General features: G+C 73.1%; 15 protein-coding genes and 1 pseudogene. 3 read left to right on the forward strand and 13 right to left on the reverse strand.

All coding sequences use genetic code 11. The features are described from left to right. The 4 genes from ETD83_RS28305 to ETD83_RS28320 all read right to left on the reverse strand — a co-directional run. A partial coding sequence (locus ETD83_RS28305) for a response regulator (RefSeq protein WP_230421249.1) occupies window positions 1-471 on the reverse strand: 471 nt, incomplete at its 3' end. Beyond that, entirely contained in the window at window positions 468-1694 is a 1227-nt protein-coding gene (locus ETD83_RS28310) for a sensor histidine kinase (RefSeq protein WP_138648261.1), read from the reverse strand. The genes ETD83_RS28310 and ETD83_RS28305, both read right to left, overlap by 4 nt. Then, window positions 1688-3406 (reverse strand): substrate-binding domain-containing protein, encoded by a 1719-nt coding sequence (locus ETD83_RS28315; protein WP_171064477.1) that lies wholly within the window; start codon window positions 3404-3406, stop codon window positions 1688-1690. Before ETD83_RS28315 ends, ETD83_RS28310 begins: the two co-directional genes overlap by 7 nt. Window positions 3407-3754: 348 nt before the next feature. Continuing rightward, window positions 3755-4276 (reverse strand): DoxX family membrane protein, encoded by a 522-nt coding sequence (locus ETD83_RS28320; RefSeq protein ID WP_138648263.1) that lies wholly within the window; start codon window positions 4274-4276, stop codon window positions 3755-3757. A 470-nt stretch (window positions 4277-4746) separates the two neighbouring features. Here ETD83_RS28320 and ETD83_RS28325 point away from each other — a divergent pair, with 470 nt between their 5' ends. After that, a complete protein-coding gene (locus ETD83_RS28325) occupies window positions 4747-5994 on the forward strand; it encodes a vanadium-dependent haloperoxidase (RefSeq protein ID WP_205717934.1) in 1248 nt (415 codons plus the stop codon). A 55-nt stretch (window positions 5995-6049) separates the two neighbouring features. Here ETD83_RS28325 and ETD83_RS28330 read toward each other — a convergent pair whose 3' ends face one another. Beyond that, window positions 6050-8776 (reverse strand): LuxR C-terminal-related transcriptional regulator, encoded by a 2727-nt coding sequence (locus ETD83_RS28330; RefSeq protein WP_138648264.1) that lies wholly within the window; start codon window positions 8774-8776, stop codon window positions 6050-6052. A 272-nt stretch (window positions 8777-9048) separates the two neighbouring features. On the opposite strand from ETD83_RS28330, the gene ETD83_RS28335 reads away from it, so the two are divergent. Together ETD83_RS28335 and ETD83_RS28340 are read left to right on the forward strand one after the other, a co-directional pair. Continuing rightward, window positions 9049-9675, forward strand: coding sequence for a GAP family protein (locus ETD83_RS28335; RefSeq protein WP_138648265.1), 627 nt, complete (start codon window positions 9049-9051; stop codon window positions 9673-9675). 136 nt (window positions 9676-9811) lie between these two features. Then, on the forward strand, window positions 9812-10444 hold the full coding sequence (locus ETD83_RS28340) for an HdeD family acid-resistance protein (RefSeq protein ID WP_138648266.1): 633 nt from the start codon (window positions 9812-9814) through the stop codon (window positions 10442-10444). A gap of 273 nt (window positions 10445-10717) precedes the next feature. Here the strand turns inward: ETD83_RS28340 and ETD83_RS28345 are convergent. The 8 genes and pseudogenes from ETD83_RS28345 to ETD83_RS28380 all read right to left on the reverse strand — a co-directional run. Next, window positions 10718-11317 (reverse strand): annotated as a pseudogene (locus ETD83_RS28345) (response regulator); the annotation flags it as partial. Further along, window positions 11305-12474, reverse strand: a complete 1170-nt coding sequence (locus ETD83_RS28350) for a sensor histidine kinase (protein ID WP_230421251.1) — start codon at window positions 12472-12474, stop codon at window positions 11305-11307. The pseudogene ETD83_RS28345 and the gene ETD83_RS28350, both read right to left, overlap by 13 nt. A gap of 80 nt (window positions 12475-12554) precedes the next feature. Then, a complete protein-coding gene (locus ETD83_RS28355; RefSeq protein ID WP_138648268.1) occupies window positions 12555-12830 on the reverse strand; it encodes an iron-sulfur cluster assembly accessory protein in 276 nt (91 codons plus the stop codon). A 78-nt stretch (window positions 12831-12908) separates the two neighbouring features. Then, a complete protein-coding gene (locus ETD83_RS28360; protein ID WP_138648269.1) occupies window positions 12909-14354 on the reverse strand; it encodes a DUF6851 domain-containing protein in 1446 nt (481 codons plus the stop codon). Between the two features lie 64 nt (window positions 14355-14418). Further along, entirely contained in the window at window positions 14419-14826 is a 408-nt protein-coding gene (locus tag ETD83_RS28365) for a GNAT family N-acetyltransferase (RefSeq protein WP_138648270.1), read from the reverse strand. After that, window positions 14810-16093 (reverse strand): adenylosuccinate lyase, encoded by a 1284-nt coding sequence (gene purB / locus ETD83_RS28370; protein ID WP_138648271.1) that lies wholly within the window; start codon window positions 16091-16093, stop codon window positions 14810-14812. Before purB ends, ETD83_RS28365 begins: the two co-directional genes overlap by 17 nt. Window positions 16094-16108: 15 nt before the next feature. Further along, window positions 16109-17614: a type I glutamate--ammonia ligase gene (locus ETD83_RS28375; protein ID WP_138648272.1), complete on the reverse strand. Its 1506-nt coding sequence runs from the start codon at window positions 17612-17614 to the stop codon at window positions 16109-16111. After that, the coding region (locus ETD83_RS28380) for an amidase (protein ID WP_138648273.1) at window positions 17611-18564 on the reverse strand (954 nt) is incomplete at its 5' end. The genes ETD83_RS28380 and ETD83_RS28375, both read right to left, overlap by 4 nt.

Genomic DNA, 18564 nt, shown 5'->3' on the forward strand with positions numbered 1-18564 from the left:
GGTGAGGGGGGCGGCGGGCGGGGTTTGGCGGATCGCCGCCACGACGGCCATGCTCGCCTCGGGTGACAGGGGGCTGTTCCGTTCACCGACCGTGTCCCGGATCGCGGCGACGAGCTCGGCCATGTCGAACGCGCCGTGGACGAGGTACCCCGACGCGCCGTTGCGGATCGCGTCGCCGATCACGGCGGCGTCGGTGTCGTAGGAGAGCATCAGGACCTTGGCGATCCGGCTGAGCGGGCGGGCGGCGGCGACGCCGTCCAGCACCGGCATGCGCACGTCGAGGAGCACGATGTCCGGACGGAGGCGTCCGGCCAGCTCGATCGCGTGCCGTCCGTCCACGGCCTCGCCCGCCACCTCGACGCCGGCGGCCCGGAGCAGCGTGACAAGGCCGCTGCGGACGATCGGGTTGTCCTCGACGACCAAGGCGCGGATCCGCGGCCCGCCCGCCGCGGGCCCGCCGGGCGCGGTCACCGGGCCGCTCCTGGCGTGGCGCTCGGTGCCTGTCGCCGGTCGGTGGGGGGCAGGAGGATGCTCACGGTCGTGCCATGGCCCGGTGCGCCGTCCACGGTGAGCCGTCCGCCGATCCGGTGCGCCCGTTCGCGCATGCCGATCAGGCCGTAGTGGCCGTCCCGCGCCAGCAGGCCCAGCCGGTCGTCCTGGGGCGGGACGAACCCGCGCCCGTCATCGCGGACGGCCAGCGTGGCGGCGTCGCGGCTCACCGTGACGTGCCGCGCGTCCGCGTGCCGCTCCACGTTGGCGAGCGCCTCCCGGACGATCGACACGATCTCGTACCGCACCGCCGCCTCGTGGTCGCCGTCCGGTCCGCCCGGCAGCCGCGTCACCGCCGCGATGCCGGTCCGCGCGCTCCACTCCGCGACGACGGCGGCGAGCGCGCCGTCGAGCGGCTGCCGGTAGACGTCGTCGCGCAGGTCGGCCAGCAGTCCGCGGGCCTGGCGGGCGGCGACCCGCAGCCCGGCGACGACGGCGCGGGCGTCCGCCTCGGCCTGCTCGGGGGACCTGCGCACCCAGACCGGCAGCGCCTCGGCCGACATGCTGATCCCCTGCAGCGTCTTGGCGAGCGAGTCGTGCATCTCGCGGGCCAGCCGGGCGCGCTCCTCCGCGGCCGACAGCGCCGTGGCGGCGCGCCGATGCCGTTCTTCGAGGTCGGCGTAGTCGTCGAGGAAACGGCGCAGCGCCACCCCGGCGCACGCCGCGAGGGGATAGAAGGCGGGCAGCCCGATCAGGGCGGGCGTCGCCGTGGCGGCCTCCTGCCCGGCCGCGCCGGCGGCGGCGAAGAACAGCGACGTCTGGGCGGCGCAGATGACCAGCACCGCCCGCCATTCGTACAGGACCCCGGCGATGGCGGACGTGAGGACGGTGACCAGGAAGTACGGGCCGAGCGCCCCGCCCGAGAGCAGCACCGGGCCCATGAGCAGGGCGTCCAGGCACCACAGCGTCGGGTGGCGCAGCAGCAGGGACAGGACGCGGCGCCAGGCCAGGCAGGTGGCGGCCGTCCCCGCGCCCACGGCCGCGACCGCGAGCATGAGCGACGCGTCGCGCCAGTCGTCCGGGACGAGCATGACGGTCATGGCCAGCACCAGGCCGCGCAGCACCAGGAGCACGCGAAAGGCGACGCCGAGCCGTTCGCGGTCGGGAGCCGCGCCCGCGTCGCCGGATTCCCTGACGGTCAGCAATGGGGCGGGTTGCAGACGCGCATCAGGTCGGAGTTCCTGAACAGTTCCTCGATTCCCTCGGGGTTCCTGATCTGGAACGAGTGCCCCTGGACCGCCCCGGACATCTGTTTCAGCCCCGGGTCGATTCCGGCGCCGAAACCGACGACCACGAAGACGATCGGACGCGCGGTATCGATCTGCTGCCGCAGCCTCGCCAGCGCCTTTCCGAACCGGGCGGACGGGCGGCCGTCCGCGCCCATCGCGCTGAGCACCAGCACCACGTTGAGCTGATCGGCGTCGTAGCGGCGCTTCATCTCCTGATAGGCCGCGACCACCGAGTCGTAGACGGCGTCCCCGCCGCCGGGCCGTGGCCGGATCGCGTTCAGCTGTTTCTCCAGGAAGAGCCGGTGGGTGGTGCCCGTCCGGGTGCGGCCGCCGAGTTCGCCGATCCCGACGACCGGACGGTGCGGGCGGCGCGCCCCCGGCCTGCCGGACGTCGTCCACAGGCCGAACTCCGAGTCGTCGCCGACCAGGTTGAGGCCCCGGTTCAGGGAGACCAGCATGGCGTCCAGGCGGTTGCCGCCGGGGCCGATGTCGGCGCGCCAGGCCGCGCCGGTCATGGCCGCGCCCGCCGGACCGGACGGGTCGACCAGCGCGAGCACGTTGATCTCCTGCTTGAAACTCCGCCACGTCTCCTGGATCCGGGACGCCGCGCCCGGGCTCGCCACCGCCTGGATCCGGGGCAGCGGCGCGGACAGGCCCGTCCGCGCCGCGCCGCCCGCGCCGCCCGCGCCGCCTGTGGCGGAGCGCAGACCGCGGCGGTTCAGTTCCGCGACGCCCGCGGGAGCGCGGAACTCGCGGAGGAACTCGTCCGCGCGGCGCTGCCTGCCGAGGTCCGCCGTGGTGACGGTGAAGGGGAAGTCCAGCGCGGGCGTGCCGGACGACGGGTACGCCGTGGCGGGGACCCCGGCCCGTCCGGTGGCGCCCCAGCGCAGCGCCTGCTGCTCCGAGACGACGGCGACCTGGGCGGAGGCGCCCTGCGCGGGCCTGTTCAGCGCGGCCCCGGGGTCCTGCCCCGGCTCCAGGATCTCGACCGTGCGCAGCGTGTCAGCGAACCTCTTGAGCGCGCCGGAGCCCAGGCCCTTCCCGATGGCGCCCTCCAGCGCGAGGAGGGAGGCCATTCCCGTCGCCGTCCGGGCGGGGTCGGGCATCCGGATCAGGAGGTCGTTGCCCGCCTCGGGCCGATCGTCGCCCGTCCCGCCGGGGAGAAGCCCCGGCCACGTCTGGTCCTCGCGCCCCGGAGAGCCTTCCGGGGGAAAGGCGAACACCAGCGGCGAGACGGCCACGGAGACCGAGCGTCCGAGGACCGTGCGCCCGGACGGGCCGCTCCTGGCGAGATCCAGCCACAGCTCGGAGTCCGGGATCCAGACGTCGGGGACGCCCCGCCCGGCCGCCAGCGCGGCCGCGGTGCCGGCGGACTCCTCGGGCACGATCCGCACCCCGGCGCAACGGCCGAGCCCCTGCCGCGCGACGATCGCGGACGCCGCCGGGGCGATCGCCGGGTCGGCCTTCACGACCAGGGACGCGCCGCCGGAACCGCATTCCTCGCCGTTCGCGATGAGCGCCCAGCCGCCGCCTCCGAGGATCAGCCCGGCCCCGAGCGCGATGGCCGCGGCGACGCTGATCCGGTCACGCCGGGCGGCACGCGACCGTGCCGTGGTCGGATCGATCATGAGCCGTCCTTGGTGCTGGGAAGCCCGAAGCCGGAGGCGCCGCGAACCGAACGGGCGCTCGACCCACTTCTGTCGGCTGAACGCAACCATAACCGTTGCGATCCGGCCAATCCTGAATTCCGCTCCGATGACCTGGGAACCCGACCGCAGAACTGCATTTCCGCTGATCACGTAGGCATGCCGTGTTCATGGACCGTTTTAATTGTCCGGGCCGTCCAGAAGCGCGATGGCGGCCACCGTCTGTGGCATTCCTTACCGCCGGGCTCGCGACCGCGCTGGTCGCGCGCCCGGCGTTGTGGCGGCGCTGTCCGTCCGTTCCGGTGGTGACCGGGATGGGCGTCCTTTCCCTCAGCGGAGGAAGGGGGAGCGGCGGACGACCGGGAGGCGTGCCCAGGCCCGTCCGAAGCCGAGTGTGGTCCCGGCGTCGGCGAGCGCGACGGCGACCATCAGCGCGGCGTAGATCCAGTGCATGTCCATGAACGGGTTGGTGTCGGGCCACAGGGACGCCGCCCACAGCATGAGCATCAGGAGCGTCCCGCCGACCGCGGCCGGGCGGAGGCAGATCCCGAGGAGGAGCGCGACGCCGAGGCCGCCGAGCCCGAACATGAAGAGGGCGTCGACCCAGAGTTGCCCGGCCATCGAGTGGAAGATCTCCTTGAACGGGCCTTCGACATGGCTGAGGAAGCCCTTGGACGGGGACGTGCCCGACAGCCAGCCGCTCTCGGTGCCCTTGCCGAGGCCGAAGAGCTTGTCGAGAAAGGCCCAGAGGAAGATCCAGCCGAGGAAGAGGCGTCCGGCGGCGAGGGCGTAGCGGGCTGGGTGCTCCGAGGCCAGGGACGGTGAGGGCCGCAGGCGGGTGTCGAGGGACATGGCGGTTCCTTGGGGGGGTGGGAGTCCAGAACGAGCCAATCGATAGGTAAGTTTCCTATTAGTTGATGCCCGTATCAAGTAGACCAGTGCCTCTGTTCGCGCGGGATTGTGGCGGCCACAGGCCACCGGGCCCCGGTGGACGCTCCCCGCCGCCGGGCCGACTCCCCCCGGCCTCCCCGTACGCAGTGATCAAGAGATGGTTTACCCGGCTCCATGAATGACCCATTCTGGCCCGCTGGAGCCCGATCACCGAAATCCGCCGCGTAGATTACAGCCGCGCACCTTGGACGTATTGCCTGAGCGCACCCATCGCGCTCCATTTTGAACACGGCCATGGACGCGATTCGGTCAGATCACCTCGTCGCCCAGGATCAACCGTGGCCGGACACTGAAGTTTCGTGTGAGCCACCGATGCGCTATTGGGGGATGCCATGAAACACCATGGACGCAGGGCTGGAAGATTCCGCGGCGTGGCGGTCATGACCGCGGCCGCGCTGACCCTGCCGATGGTGTCCACGACCACGGCGGCGCAGGCGCGGCCGGTCGCCGCCGAGTCCAACCCCGTCATCACTTGGGACGTCCACGCCCAGACCGCTATCTTCGACGTCGCCCGGCAGTCGCCGACCGCGGCGTCCCGGAGCTTCGCGATCGTGCAGGGCGCCGTGTACGACGCGGTCAACGCGATCGCCGGCAGCCCGTACGAGCCGTACCTGATCGCCCCCCGCGCCCGGCGCGACGACTCGACCCCCGCGGCCGTCTCCACCGCCGCCTACCGCGTGCTCCTCTGGCTCTTCCCCAAGCAGGCCGACTCCCTGCGCGCGCAGTACCGCGAGTCGCTCGACGCGATCCCCGACGGCCGTCCCAAGCGGGGCGGCATCGCGGTCGGTGAGGCCACGGCCGAGGCCATGATCGAGGCTCGCCACGACGATGGCGCGTTCTCCGACGCGACCTGGCCCGTCGGCACCGCGCCGGGGCAGTGGCGGCCGACCCCGCCGGGCTATCTCCAGGTCGGCGCCTGGTTCGCGACCCTGAAGCCGTTCGTCGTCCGCGACCCGGGCGACTACCGCTCCCCCGGGCCGCCCGCCCTCGCCAGCCGGGCCTACGCCCGCGGCCTGAACGAGGTCCAGGCCCTCGGCTCGGCCACCAGCACGGTGCGCACGCCCGAGCAGACCGAGGCGGCGACCTGGTGGGACGACCCGCGGCAGGTGGAGTGGTCGATCCTGCGCCACCTCGCCACGACCCACCGGCTCAGCACCCTGGAGACGGCCCGCATGTTCGCGATGGTGGACATCGCGGCCGCCGACTCGCTGATCGCCTGCTACGGGCAGAAGAAGCACTGGCGCTTCTGGCGTCCGGTCACGGCGATCCCGCTGGCGGACACGGACGGCAACCCGGCCACCCACGCCGATCCGTCCTGGACCCCGCTGCGCACCACCGCGCCGTCAGCGGAGTACCCGTCCGGCCACGCCTGCTACACCACGGCGGTCACGACGGGCCTGCGCAAGTTCTTCGGCCGCGACGACATCTCGTTCAGCGCCTCCAGCGCCGACTCCGGCACGACCCGCCACTACGACAGCCTCTCCGAGGCCCTGGCCGAACTGCTCCAGGCCAGAGTCTGGGCAGGGGTGCACTACCGCTTCGCCACCGTCGACGGGAAGCGGCTCGGCGCGTCCGTCGCCCACGACGTCCTCGACCAGGCGTTCGGCCCTCGCGACTGACCTGGGCGGGGCGGCGTCCATGACGCCGCCCTCGCCGGTCAGCGGATGCGACCGCTCAGAGGAGGGACAGCTCGTTGGCCCGGCGAACCGCCTCGGCTCGGCGGGTCACGGCGAGTTTGCGGTTGATGCTCTTCAGATGGGTCTTGACCGTGTTCACCGACACGTAGAGGTTCGCGGCGATCTCCTGTGTGGTCAACAGTTGAGCCACGGATCGCAGCACTTCCAGTTCGCGCGGGCTGAGCTGCTCCACCGGTGCCGGTCCGTCCGCGTGGCGGGAGACCATCGTGCCGGTCTTCACGGCCAGGCCCAGCGGCTCCAGGAGCGGGTGATAGGAGTGCAGCATCTCGGGATCGTGGTGCAGGACGGGCATCAGCCAGCTTCGTGACATCGCGAAAGGCCGTCTGATCTCTTCGCGCCGGGCCAGGCTGAGGGCTCGGTCCAGGGATCGGCGGCCTCGGCGGCGGTCGCCGTTCCGGTAGGCAAGGCAGGCGTCGAGGAGCCAGGCGTCCACGCGTACGTCCAGCGGCGTCTTGGTGGTGGCGTGGCGCAGAGCGTCCTTGAGCGTCGTGGACGCGGTGCCGTCCGCGCCGAGTCGTACGTCGACGCGTGCCAGGGCGAGGGCCGATTCGAGGGCTGCGCGGCCACCGGCCCGGTCGGCATCCCTGCGTGCGGCCTCGATATCACCGCAGGCCACGTTGGCTTCGGCGGTCACAAGGGCGAGCCTGCGTTCGAGCCAGCCGGGACGCGGGGTGATCTCGTGGGCCGCCCTCAGGTCGGCCAGGGCATGCTCGGGCCGGCCCTGGCACAGGTTCGTGCGGGCTTTCACCAGGCACTGGATAGCGTCCGACAGGGGATCCGCCTGGCCGGACGCCGCCCGCGCCGCCAGTCCGAGTTGGCTGCGGGCTTCGTGGAGGCGCCATCGTTCCACGTCGGCCCAGGCATGCGCCAGAAGCGCCGTCGCGATCGTGCCGTCCTCCCGTGGCACGGACACCTCGGGGAGCGAGCGGGCGCGGTCCGCCAGATCGGTGGCGCGCGCGGCGTTGCCGAGCAGGGCCTCGGTGAGCGCCAGGTCGCCGAGGCACCGCTTCTTCTGGACGTCCCCGCCAGCCTGCTCGGCGGCCGTCAGCGCCGCGCCGAAATGGCGTGCCGCCTGGTGCAGTTCTCCGTGCCAGACGTGAGCGGCGCCCTGTCCCGACAGCGCCAACGCCCGCAGCTCGGGCCGGTCGTCGAGCAACCGTCCGGGGGCCTGCCGCAGCAGGGCGGCCTCACCGGAGGCGTCGGCCAGGCCGGCGAAACCGGCCGTTCCGGGGCGGTAGAGCTCGACAGCCGCCAGGCAGAACCGCGCCGACCGGGCCACGTGCGGCGGCGACCGCCGCAGGGCCCTTCTGGCGTGGTGCAGCGCGGCAGCGCGGGACGGCTCGTCCCGGCGCCGCGCCGCCACCGCCGCGGCCACGATCGCCGGTTCCGGGCCGGTGCCGGCGAAGGCCGCCGTGTCCGGTATCCCGTCGAGGAGGCCGGTCAGCGGATCGTGCGGTCTCAGGCCGAGGACGTGTCCGATCGCGAGCCGGTCGACGACCATCCGCGATGCGTACTGCCAGTCGTCCGCCTGGACGGCCTGGCGCACGGCGTCGGGCAGCAGCCCCGACCGCTCGAACCACGCCGCCGCCCGCCGGTGCAGCAGGGGGACCATGTCCGGTGACTCGTGCCGCAGGATCAGCCGCAGCGCTCTGCCGAACATGGGGTGGTAGCGGTACCAGCCCTGACCGAGCGGCACGGCGAACGCGTTCTGCCGGACCATGTCCGGGAAGGCCCGGCCCGCCTCGCCCGCGAGCTCGCCGGCCAGTTCGGTGCTGACGCGCTCCGCGACGCTCGTCGACAGCAGCAGCCACCGCGCGGCGGGCGGCAGGGCGTCGACGACCTCCTCCATCAGGTAGCCGACGACGGCCTGGTCGTCACCGGCGAACCGGGCCGCGAACGCCTCGGGATCGCCGTGGTGCTCCATCGACATCGCGGCGAGCCTGATCGCCGCCGGCCAGCCGCCCGTCCGCGCACGGAGCGCGCGGACGGACGCGGGCGTCAGCCGCACGCCGTGCTGGGCCAGGACCTCGGTGATCTCGTCGTCCGCGAAGGCCAGGTCATCGGCGCGGATCTCGGCCAGCTCGCCCGCGAGCCGGTGGCGGTGCAGCGGCAGCGGCGCGGCGCTGCGGGACAGGACGACCGCCCGGAACCCCGGACCCGCGTGCCGCAGCAGGTGGCTCACCACGTCGGCGGGCGCCGAGCCGGGCCTCGCCGGGAAATCGTCGAACACGACCGCGACGGGGACGGCGGTGTTCCGCAGGGCCGCCGTGATCGCCTTGAGCATGTCCTCCTCGCGGGCATCGGTGCGGCGGCCGGGCCGTCGTCCGGCGGGCGGGACGTCGATTCCCGCTCGGGTCAGGCCGGCGCTCAGGGCGAGGCAGAACCCGCGGACGGTCGCCGTCGCGTCGTCACAGGTGACCCAGCAGGCGATCGGCCGCACCGGTCCCGCTCCGGACGCCCGTCCGGGCGGGGCCAGCGGGTCCGGGCCGGTCGCCGCCCAGGCCAGCGCCGTGATCGTCTTGCCCGCCCCCGGCGGTCCGGTGATCAAGGTGAGCGGGCCCCGGACCGCCTCGCTCAACCGCTCGGTCAGGCACGGGCGCGGGACGGCCCAGCCGGGCAGGTACGGCAAGGAGCCGCCGGACGGTTCGGGCCCCTTCACCGTCCCCTTCGGTGACGCCTTCGCAGAAATCTCCGTCGCGGTCATTGAGATCATCCCCCGAGAGGGGGCAGCGCTGTGCTGTGCCCGCGGCACCCCCGCCCCAGACAAATCCCCCTGTACCTCTCCTTACCCTCCATTTCCTTGTCAGAACGACCCCCGTGACCAGGGGCTTCTCCGCGCGAGCGGCCATGCCGCCGGGTGTCCGGACCTTTGCCGCCGCCCCGCCTCACCCCGTTCAGGTGATGCCGCCCGGTCAGGGCTCGGCCCAGGATGCGAAGAGGCGTCGCTGTCCGGCACTGCGTTGATCGGAGCGAAACTTGGATCTCCAAGTACTTCCGCTGGCGGTCACCATGATGGTGGGACCCCAGATCATGTCCGCCATCCTTCTGGTGACCACCCGGCACGCCGTCCGCGCCTCCCTGGCCTTCCTCGCGGGCGTGACCGCCGCCACCGCGGCCGGGCTCGCCCTCAGCCGCGGGGTCTTCGCGCTGCTGGGGCAGGGAGTCTCGCTGGGCGATCCGTCCGACAGGGGATCGGCGGGGACCATCATCCAGTTCGTGCTCGTCGCGCTCCTGCTCGCCGCCGCGGTGAGGAGCTACGCCAAGCGGGAGACGGCGAAACCGCCCAGGTGGCTCGGAACGCTGATGGACGCGGGCCCGCGCAAGGCGTTCGAGATCGGCACCCTGGTGATCCTGCTGATGCCGTCCGACATCATGGTCATGCTGACGGTGGGGGCCCATCTGGAGCAGCGGGATCTGAACCTGGCCGCGGCCCTGCCGTTCCTCGCCGCCACCGTCCTGATCGCGGCGCTGCCGCTGCTGGCGTTGCTGCTCTTCCGCAAGCGCATGAGCCGGGCCATGCCGAAGGTCCGGGAATGGATGAACACCCACAGCTGGGTCGTCAACATCGCCGCCTACGTGATCTTCATTCTGCTCATCCTGTGACCGGCGGTCGTGCCGATCGGCCCGATTCACCCGCCAGGGATGATGCGCGTTCTGTCCCGGCGCGGTGCGCTCGTAGGCAAGGACCACATCCGGCTCCGTCGAGGGCGGTCCGGAGCCGATAGCGGAGGGAAATCTGATGACCTCAGCGTCACCATCGGGAACGGTCGGACCCGCGAGCCCGGGGACGTCCGGCGGCGGGCTCACCACGCGCCTGGCGACCGGCGCGCAGGGCGCCGGCGCGGCCGCCGGGATCCTCGCGGCGCTGCTGGGCCTGGCCATCGTGGCCTGGCCGGACGCCACCATCGGCGTCGTGGCCTTCCTCTTCGGCCTCAACCTGGTGATCAACGGCGGCTACCAGATCGTGCTGGCCATCGCCGCGGACGGGGCGGGCGGGGCCGCCCGCGTCCTGTTCACCCTGCTGGGCGCGCTGTCGCTGACCGTCGGTGTGCTCGTCATGCGCGACCCGCTCCAGACCGTCCAGATCCTCGCGCTCCTCTTCGGCCTGTTCTGGCTGATCACCGGTACCGTCGGGCTCGTCTCCACGCTGACTGAGCCCGACCCGCGCGGACGCGGCGGGGCGGTCCTCCTGGCGGGCCTGTGCATCCTCGCCGGACTCCTGCTGCTGGTGTGGCCCGGGCTCACCCTGACCGCGCTCACCTGGATCGTCGGCCTGTGGCTCGTCACCTGGGGGCTGCTGACCGCGGGCCTCGCCCTGTGGATCCGGCACGCCGGCAAGCGAACAGCGGCGGCACGCGAACAGCGGGCGTGAACCGATGACCGACCCGCCGACCGGCCCCGGCTACGAGATCCGGATCAGGAGGCCGAGGGCTTGTAGCCGAGTTGGCGGAGCTGGTCGGCGGACAGGCGGGACACGTTGTGGTCGTGGTCGGTGGACGCGTACTGGTGGATCGCCCACTGCTTCCACGGCGAAGGCGCGGTGACCTTGCCCGGGGGCCTCCCGTAGTGCGCGACCCACAGCGGATATTCGCCCAGGCCCTCGCCGTGTTCCTCCGCGAACGAACGGGAGCTGTAGAAGAACGGCTACGGCCGCGGTGACGGCGGCCGTGCGGGTGTCGACGCCGAGCTTGGCGAAGATGTGCACCAGGTGGGTCTTGACGGTGGCCTCGCTGATGAGCAGGCGCCGCGCGATCCGCTGGTTGGACAGGCCCTCGGCCAGCAGTTCGAGGATCTCGATCTCGCGGGGGCTGAGCGCGGGGGCGGGCTCGCGCATCCGGTCCATCAGGCGGGTGGCGACCCGGGGCGACAGCGCCGTCTCGCCGCGCGCGGCCGTGCGGATGCCGCGGAACAGCTCGTCCGGCGGGCCCGCCTTGAGCAGGTAGCCGGCCGCGCCGACCGCGATGGCGCGGGAGATGTCGGCGTCGGAGTCGTAGGTGGTGAGGACGAGGACGCGCGGCGGGTCCGGCAGCGCGAGGATCCGCCGGGTGGCCTCGACGCCGTCGATGCCCTCGCCGAGCTGCAGGTCCATCAGGACGAGGTCGGTCGGGACGAGCCCGACCCGCCGGACCGCCTCCTCGCCGTCCGCCGCCTCGGCGACCACCTCGATGTCCGGCTCGCCGCCGAGCAGGGCGCGCAGCCCCGCCCGGACGACGGGATGGTCGTCCACGATCGTCACCCGTACCACGGTCGCTCCCCGTCCTCCGGGGCCGATCGCCGCGCCGCACCCCGGGGGACCGTGGCGGCGACGACCGTCCCGGCGCCGGGGGCGCTCTCGACCGCGAGGGTGCCGCCGACCTCGGCCAGCCGGTCCCGCATGGCGCGCAGCCCGTATCCCCGGCCCCGGGCGGACGCGGCGGCGCCGGGGTCGAACCCGGAGCCGTCGTCGGCGACGTCCAGGGACACGGCGTCGTCGAGGTAGGTCAGCGTGACCATCACCGTGGCCGCGCCCGCGTGCTCGCGCGCGTTGGCGACGGCGCCCTGCGCGACGCGGAGCAGCGCGGCCTGTGCGTCGACGTCCACGGGGTACTCGGCCCCTTCCGTCCGGAACCGTACCCGCGGGCCCGTGCCCTCCCCACCGGCCAGCTCCCCCAGCGCCGCGGGCAGGGACGCGGACGCCAGCGCGGGAGGGGCCAGCGCCCGGACGAAATGGCGCGCCTCGTCGAGGTTCGCGGCGACGGCGGCCTGGCGGAGATGGCGGCGGGCGTCCCCCGGCGCCGTGTCCCACTGCCGGTCGGCCGCCTGGAGCAGGATGCCCATGCTGGTCAGGCCCTGCGCGAGCGTGTCGTGGATCTCGCGGGACAGCCGTTCGCGCTCCTCCAGGACGCCCGCCGCGCGCTGCGTGTCCGCCAGCTCGCCGCGGGTGCGGACCAGCTCGCCGATGAGCCGCTGCAGCTCCAGGAAGATGACGGCGGCCATCGCGGCGACCGCGACCGGGGCGAGCACCAGGCTCGGGTCCACCCGGTCCGCCAGAAGGAGGCCCGCGAAGATCACCGCGCCGGTGATCACCACGACGGCGGCGAGGGCGGCGCGCGGCGACAGCAGCCGCAGCGCGGCGAAGAACAGCGGGACCGCGCACCACGCGAAGCTCGGGGCGGCGGCGACCAGGGCCAGCCAGCACACGACCACGGCGGCGAGCCAGGCGAGGCGCCCGCGATGGCCGAGCACGTCCCACAGGACGGCGCCCACCGCGTAGCCGGCGCCGAGCACCCCGCACAGCGCGAGCAGCGTCGGGGTCGCGCCGTCCATCCCGTGCCGGACCACGAAGCGGGACGCCGACGCGGCCAGCAGCAGGAAGAACCCCGCGTGCATCGCGAGGCGGATCCGGCCTTCGGTCCTGGTCACGCCTGCTGTCTGCCCTCACCGCATCGGCGCAAGCCTTCCTCGCGCGCGGCCCGTCCGGTGCTCAGGCGCGCGGCCGGCGCTCAGGTCAGCGTGAAGGCGATGGCGCCGCCGCCGTCCGCCCGGACGTGCAGGGACTTGTCCGCCAGGGCCTTGGCCGCGCGCGGTTCCAGGAAGATCCGGGCGCCGTTCTCGTCGATGACGTGGTCGTCGGGCGCGGGATCGGAGGTCAGGATGAGGAAGAAGGATTCGGGGTCGTCCTCGCGGGGGGCGATGCGCAGGCCGCTGCGCGGAGGGAGTTCGGGCTTGGCGATCATGGCCGAGATCGCGGTGACGGCGTCGTCGGTGAGGGTCAGCAAGGTCGCTCCCGATAGAGACGGTGAGGTGGGGCGGGGACCGCCGGGCAGGGGCGGCGGTCCCCGCGGGCTGTCGGCCGGTCAGCGGCCCTGGATCTTCCGCTGGATGAACTCGTAGGAGAGATCACCGACCTTCGGGCCGTACTGCATGACGTTCTCGGTCGCCGCGCGGAAGTGGACGCCGCCCCAGACCCGGCTCATCCGGCAGTCCTTGGCGAACGACGTCCAGCTGTCCCAGCGCAGGGTGATGTCGTTCTTGGGGGTGACGCCCGGCTCGACCAGCGACGAGCCCTTGGCCTTGGGCAGGGTGATCTCGATCTTGTCGCCGCCTATGAAGCGCCTGGCCGCCTGCGCGTGGGACTCGCACATGGACGACGACCCGGACGGGTACTCGGGATGATCCGAAACGGCCAGGTAGCTCGTCCACTCGCGGCCGGGAAGGTCGTTCACGGTGCCCTTGCCGGGGCCGCCCCAGGCGGTCACCTTCTTGTCGCCGTAGAGGTGCCGGATGGCGCTGAACGGCCGCACCGTGTCGTACTTCGTCTTGTAGTGCCAGGACACGATGATGACGTCGAAGATGGAGATGTCGACGGACGCGACGTACTGGACCGTCTTCTCCACGTCGAAGCGTCCGGCCCGGACCGCGGCCTGCCCGGCGACGACGCCGAGGGCGAGGAGCTTGTCGTTGAACAGCTCGGCCTTCATCTTCTGCTCGTCGGTGAGGTTCGCCGACGCCTGGAGGATCTCGTCGGCCTGCCGCTTGTAGGCCTCACGGTTGTTGTGGTCGCTGGCGGTCGGCGGCGTGAGCGGGAACCGGTCGGGACGGTCATAGGTGATCGGCCTGGTCCGGGCGATCTGCGGCGTCACGAACGTCTGGGCCGTGAAGATGCCGTTCATGCCGGGCGCGGGGAGGACCGCCGGCTGCCACCGCGACGGGTCGCGCAGCTCGTAGGGGGTGTTGACGGGCTTGTAGCCGGTGTAGTCCTGGTAGGGCTTGCCGTTGTACTTGCCGCTCATCGACCCGTCGCGGTTCATCCCGTCGTTCTTGCGCTTCTCCAGCACGGCCTTGGCGGCCCGGGTGCCGATGCCCTGCGGGCTGGTGGTGTCGTCCCGGACGTCGTCGGGGTCGAGACCGGCCTGGCGGAGCATGGCCCGGTACTGCTCCTTGTGCGCGGGAAGCGTCGCGCTCAGCGAGTGGTAGGCGGCGTAGAGGACGGCGATGTTCCGGTTGCGGGTGGTGCGCTCCCTCTCCGGCCGCCTGCCGAGGTCGGAGAAGACGCCCACCGCCGTGGCGTTGTAGGGGGCGATGGCGTCGAACCAGGCGGTCTCCACGATCAGCGCGGAGTCGACGATCAGCGTGGCGTCCATGCCGGTCGGCGTCGCCGACGCGCGCAGCGCCTGCTCGTAGGGGCCGTAGATCAGCTCGACCACGGCGTTGCCCGTGTCGAGGTCGAAGGCGGCCTCCTCCTGGGCGGTGACGGAGCTGGCGAGTGAACCCACGAGCACCGCCGCGCCTGCGATCGCCACTGCACCTCTTAACCGTCTGCCTGCCTTCTCCATGGGGGTTCTCCTTTGATGGGGGTTCTCCTGGCTAGTTCTCCGCGTTGAGGAACCAAGCGGAGTCGTGGCGGGTGAAGCCGATGTGCGGGTAGTAGTCCGTGGCGGCAGGGGCCGACAGGAGGATGAGCTTGGCGCGCGGCGCCTCCCGCCGGGTCGCCTCGATCAGCGCCCGCCCGATCCCGGAGCGCTGCAGGTCGCGGGTGACCGCGATGTCCGACAGGTAGGTCGCGTAGGAGAAGTCGGAGATGCTCCGCGCGATGCCGACGAGGCGGTCGTCCAGCCGGCAGACGACGACGAGGTCGGCGAAGCGCAGCATCGCCGCGAAACGGTCGCGGTCGGCGATGGGCCGGCGCTCGCCGAGGCCCGAGGACCGGTAGACCTCGAGCACCTCGTCCACGTCCAGGTCCGCGCCGTCGACGCGGTCAATCTTCCAGCTCACGGAGCGACTCCAATCGGGCGATGACGATGTCGTTGCGGGCCGGGCGGCCGTCCAGGGCGAGCGGCTCGTCGACGCCCTGGCGGCGCAGGGTCACGGCCAGGTGCTCGCCCGTCCTGGCCGTCTCGTCCGCGGCGGCCTGGACGAGCCGGTACGCCTTCTCCCGCTCCATCCCCTTCTCCAGGAGCGCGGCGAGGACGGCCGAGCTGTGGACGAGCCCGGACCCGCTGTCCAGGGCGGCGCGCATCCGTTCCGGGAACACGGTGAGGTTCTCGATCAGGTCGGCCGCCGTCCGGGCCTGGTAGTGGCCGATCGTGAGGCTGTCGGGCAGGACGATCCGCTCGACCGAGGAATGGGTGAGATCCCGCTCGTGCCAGAGCGCGACGTTCTCCAGCGCCGTCGTGGCGTACCCGCGCAGCATCCGGGCCAGCCCGCAGAGCCGCTCGCTGGTGGTCGGGTTCCGCTTGTGCGGCATGGCGCTTGAGCCCTGGTAGGCGGCCGTCCGCGCCTCCTCGACCTCGCGGACCTCGGTGCGCTGGAGCAGCCGCAGCTCCAGCGCGATCTGCTCGACGCAGGCGCCGAGCGCGGCGATCGCCTGGACGAGCTGGGCGTGCCGGTCGCGCGCCACCACCTGGCTCGGCGCGGGTTCGACGCCGAGCCCGAGCGCGTCGCAGACGTGGCGCTCGACGGACGGGTCGATCAGCGCGTAGGTGCCGACCGAGCCGGAGATCGTCCCGACGGCGACGGCCTCCCTCGCCGCGGTGAGCCGCAGCAGCGACCGGTCGACCGCGAACGCGAACCCGGCGAGCTTGTGCCCGAGGGTCGTGGGCTCGGCGTGGACGCCGTGCGTGCGGCCCACGCAGACGGTGTCGCGATGGTCGAGCGCCTTGCCGACCAGGGCCCGGCGGAGCGCGCGACCGGCCTGGATCAGCAGGTCGGTGGCGCGGGCCAGGGTGAAGCCGAGGGCGGTGTCGACCAGGTCGTAGCTGGTCATCCCGAGGTGCACCCAGCGGGCCGACTCCTCGGGGACGTCCTCGCAGAAGGCCGCGAGGAAGGACAGCACCTCGTGGTCGCGCTCCCGTTCGATCTCGGCGACCCGGCGCGGGGACGGCACCCGGGCGCGCCGCAGGTCCTCGACCGCGTCCGGGGGGACCCGGCCGAGCCGCGCCTGCGCCTCGGAGGCGAGCACCTCCACCCGCGCCCACGTCCGGTAGCGAGTCTCGTCGGACCACAGCTCCGCCATCTCGGGCAGCGCGTACCTGGGGATCATCCGATCGCCTTCCGGTCAGTAGCTCGCGAAGTACTCTCTGTGCTCCCAGCCGGTGACCGCGTCCCCGGGGTGCCCCTCCGCGGCGCACCAGGACTCGAACCGCGCCACCTCGCTCTCCTTGATCTTGATCAGGCAGGACGTGAGCGGGCCGCCGAGCAGGTCCGCCGCGCCGTCGCCGTCCCGGAACTCCGCCAAGGCTTCGCCGAGCGACTGCGGAAGCGTCTGCGGCGAGTCGGCCGAGGTCGGGGCGGTCGTGCCGTTGCCGAGGCCCTCCAGGCCCGCGTGGAGCTGCGCGGCGATCGCCAGGTAGGGGTTGGCGCAGGGCTCCCCCACCCGGTTCTCGACATGGGCCGACTGGCCGCCGCCGAGGAGCCGGACCATGGCGGTGCGGTCCTCGACGCTCCAGCCGATGCGGGTCGGTGAGAGCGAATACCCCGGGCCGAGCCGGCGGTAGCCGTTCACGGTCGGCACCGAGAGCAGGCAGAAGTCGCGCGCCCGCGCCAGCAGGCCCTCCACGTAGCCCTTGCCCTCGACCGAGAGGCTGTCGGAGACGCCGTCGCCGGGCGAGAACACGTTGCGGCCCGTCCCGGCGTCCAGCACCGACTGGTGGACGTGCCAGCCGCTCGGGTCGAACCCGTCGAGCGCGGGCAGCGACATGAACGAGGCGTGGTGGCCGCGGCGCGCACACACCTGTTTCACCAGGGTGCGGAACAGCAGCATCGCGTCGGCGGCGTCCAGCGCGAGCATGGGGTCGAAGGTCGTCTCGACCTGCCCGGGGCCCGACTCGTGCTCCATGGTGCGCAGCGGAAGCCCGAGGTCCATGAGCTGGACGGCCAAGGGGTCGGTCACCGCCGCGACCGAGTCGTAGCTGGTGTCGAGGTTGAACTGGTATCCGGCGTTCATCGCCTCGACCTCGGGCGCGGCCCCCTGGAGGCCGAACCCGTTGCCTGCGTTGCCGGGCGGGCCTTCGAGACGGCGGGTGAGGTACCACTCCACCTCAAGCCCGATGACCGGGGTCAGGCTCCGGGCGGCGTACCGGTCGCGCACCCGCCGCAGGACGTCGCGCGCGCTGAGCGGGTGCCGCGTGCCGTCCCGCAGGAACTCATCGCCCAGCACCCAGGCCGAGCGCCGTCCCGGATGCGGCAGCACCTGGAACGTGAGCGGGTCCGGGACGACGACGAAGTCGCCCGCGCCGAGCACCTCCGCCACCCCGACGCCGGGGTCGGCGATGAAGTCCACCGCGACGGCGTGCCCGGTGTCGAAGATGAACGGCCCGGGGCTGAAGTCCATGCCGTCGCGGAGGACGGACCGGAACGTCCCCGCGGTCAGCGTCTTGGACCTGGCGAGGCCGTGCGGGTCGCAGAAGACCAGCCGGACCAGGTCGATCTCGTCGAGCGCCGCCTCGACCTGCTCGGCGGCGGCGGCCTGCCGGTCGGTCCACAGCCCGTGTTCGGCGACGAAACCGGTCCGGCCCACGCTGCCCTCGCCGCCCACACCGGCCCACTGCCGGGAATACGTCATCGCACCGGACCTTCCGTTTCGGTGCCCCCATCGAGGAGGCCGAGTTCCTGTTCGGTCCGGCGGCCGGTGGACAGCACCTCGTCGTCCGCGCCGGTCCGTCCCACGAGCTGGACGCCCACCGGCAGCCCGGCCTCGGTGCGCCCCGCCGGGAGGGTCAGCGCCGGCTGGCCGGTCAGGTTGAACGGGTAGGTCGCGGGCGACCAGGCCAGCCAGCGCAGGTCTTCGGGGTCGGCCGCCCAGGCGGGGGCGATCTCGCCGGCGCCGAACGGCTCGACGGGAACGGTCGCCATCGCCAGGAGGTCGACGCGGGTCATCACCGCGTCCAGCCGGGCCCGCAGGGCCGTCCGCGTCTCCTCGGCCCTGATCAGCGCGGGGCCGCTGACGGTGCGCCCGTACCGGATGATGGCGAGCCGCCCGGGGTCGCACCGGTCCTCGTCCTCTGGCGATCCGCCGGCCGCCTCCGCCGCCGCGAGAAGGTCGACGAGGGCCGGGTAAGGGTCGGGGAAGGGCACCTCCATGGGCACGACCCGCGCGCCGGTGGCGGCGAGCGCGAGCCGGGCCCGTTCGCTCACCTCGCGGGTGGCGGCGGAGGTCCCGGGGAACTCGATCCAGCCGACGCGCGGGGGGCCGGGGGCCCGTTGCGGCTCCGCCAGGTAGCGCAGGCGGGAGTCGGGGTCGTCCGGGTGCGGTCCGGCGATGACGTCCATGAGCTCGATGACGTCCCGGACCGACCCGGCGATGGGCCCCAGATGCGCCAGCCGGTCGGGGCACGGCGGCACATACGGGACGCAGCCGAACGACGGTTTGAAACCGGCGACGCCGCAGAACGCCGCCGGAATGCGGATGGAGCCCGCGCCGTCGGTGCCGAGCGCGGCCTCGCACAGGCCCGCCGCCACCGCGGCCGCCGACCCTCCGCTGGAGCCTCCGGCGGAGCGCTCGCGGTCCCAGGG

The sequence above is a fragment of the Actinomadura soli genome (genome assembly GCF_005889715.1).
Classification (GTDB): Bacteria; Actinomycetota; Actinomycetes; order Streptosporangiales; family Streptosporangiaceae; genus Spirillospora; species Spirillospora soli.

What these genes read in the sequence shown, in the direction of transcription:
- ETD83_RS28340 (WP_138648266.1), top strand. Translation starts at nt 9,812, where the DNA reads ATGACCTCAGCGTCACCATCGGGAACGGTCGGACCCGCGAGCCCGGGG.
- ETD83_RS28375 (WP_138648272.1), bottom strand. Translation starts at nt 17,614, where the DNA reads ATGACGTATTCCCGGCAGTGGGCCGGTGTGGGCGGCGAGGGCAGCGTG.
- ETD83_RS28315 (WP_171064477.1), bottom strand. Translation starts at nt 3,406, where the DNA reads ATGATCGATCCGACCACGGCACGGTCGCGTGCCGCCCGGCGTGACCGG.
- ETD83_RS28320 (WP_138648263.1), bottom strand. Translation starts at nt 4,276, where the DNA reads ATGTCCCTCGACACCCGCCTGCGGCCCTCACCGTCCCTGGCCTCGGAG.
- purB (WP_138648271.1), bottom strand. Translation starts at nt 16,093, where the DNA reads ATGATCCCCAGGTACGCGCTGCCCGAGATGGCGGAGCTGTGGTCCGAC.
- ETD83_RS28330 (WP_138648264.1), bottom strand. Translation starts at nt 8,776, where the DNA reads ATGACCGCGACGGAGATTTCTGCGAAGGCGTCACCGAAGGGGACGGTG.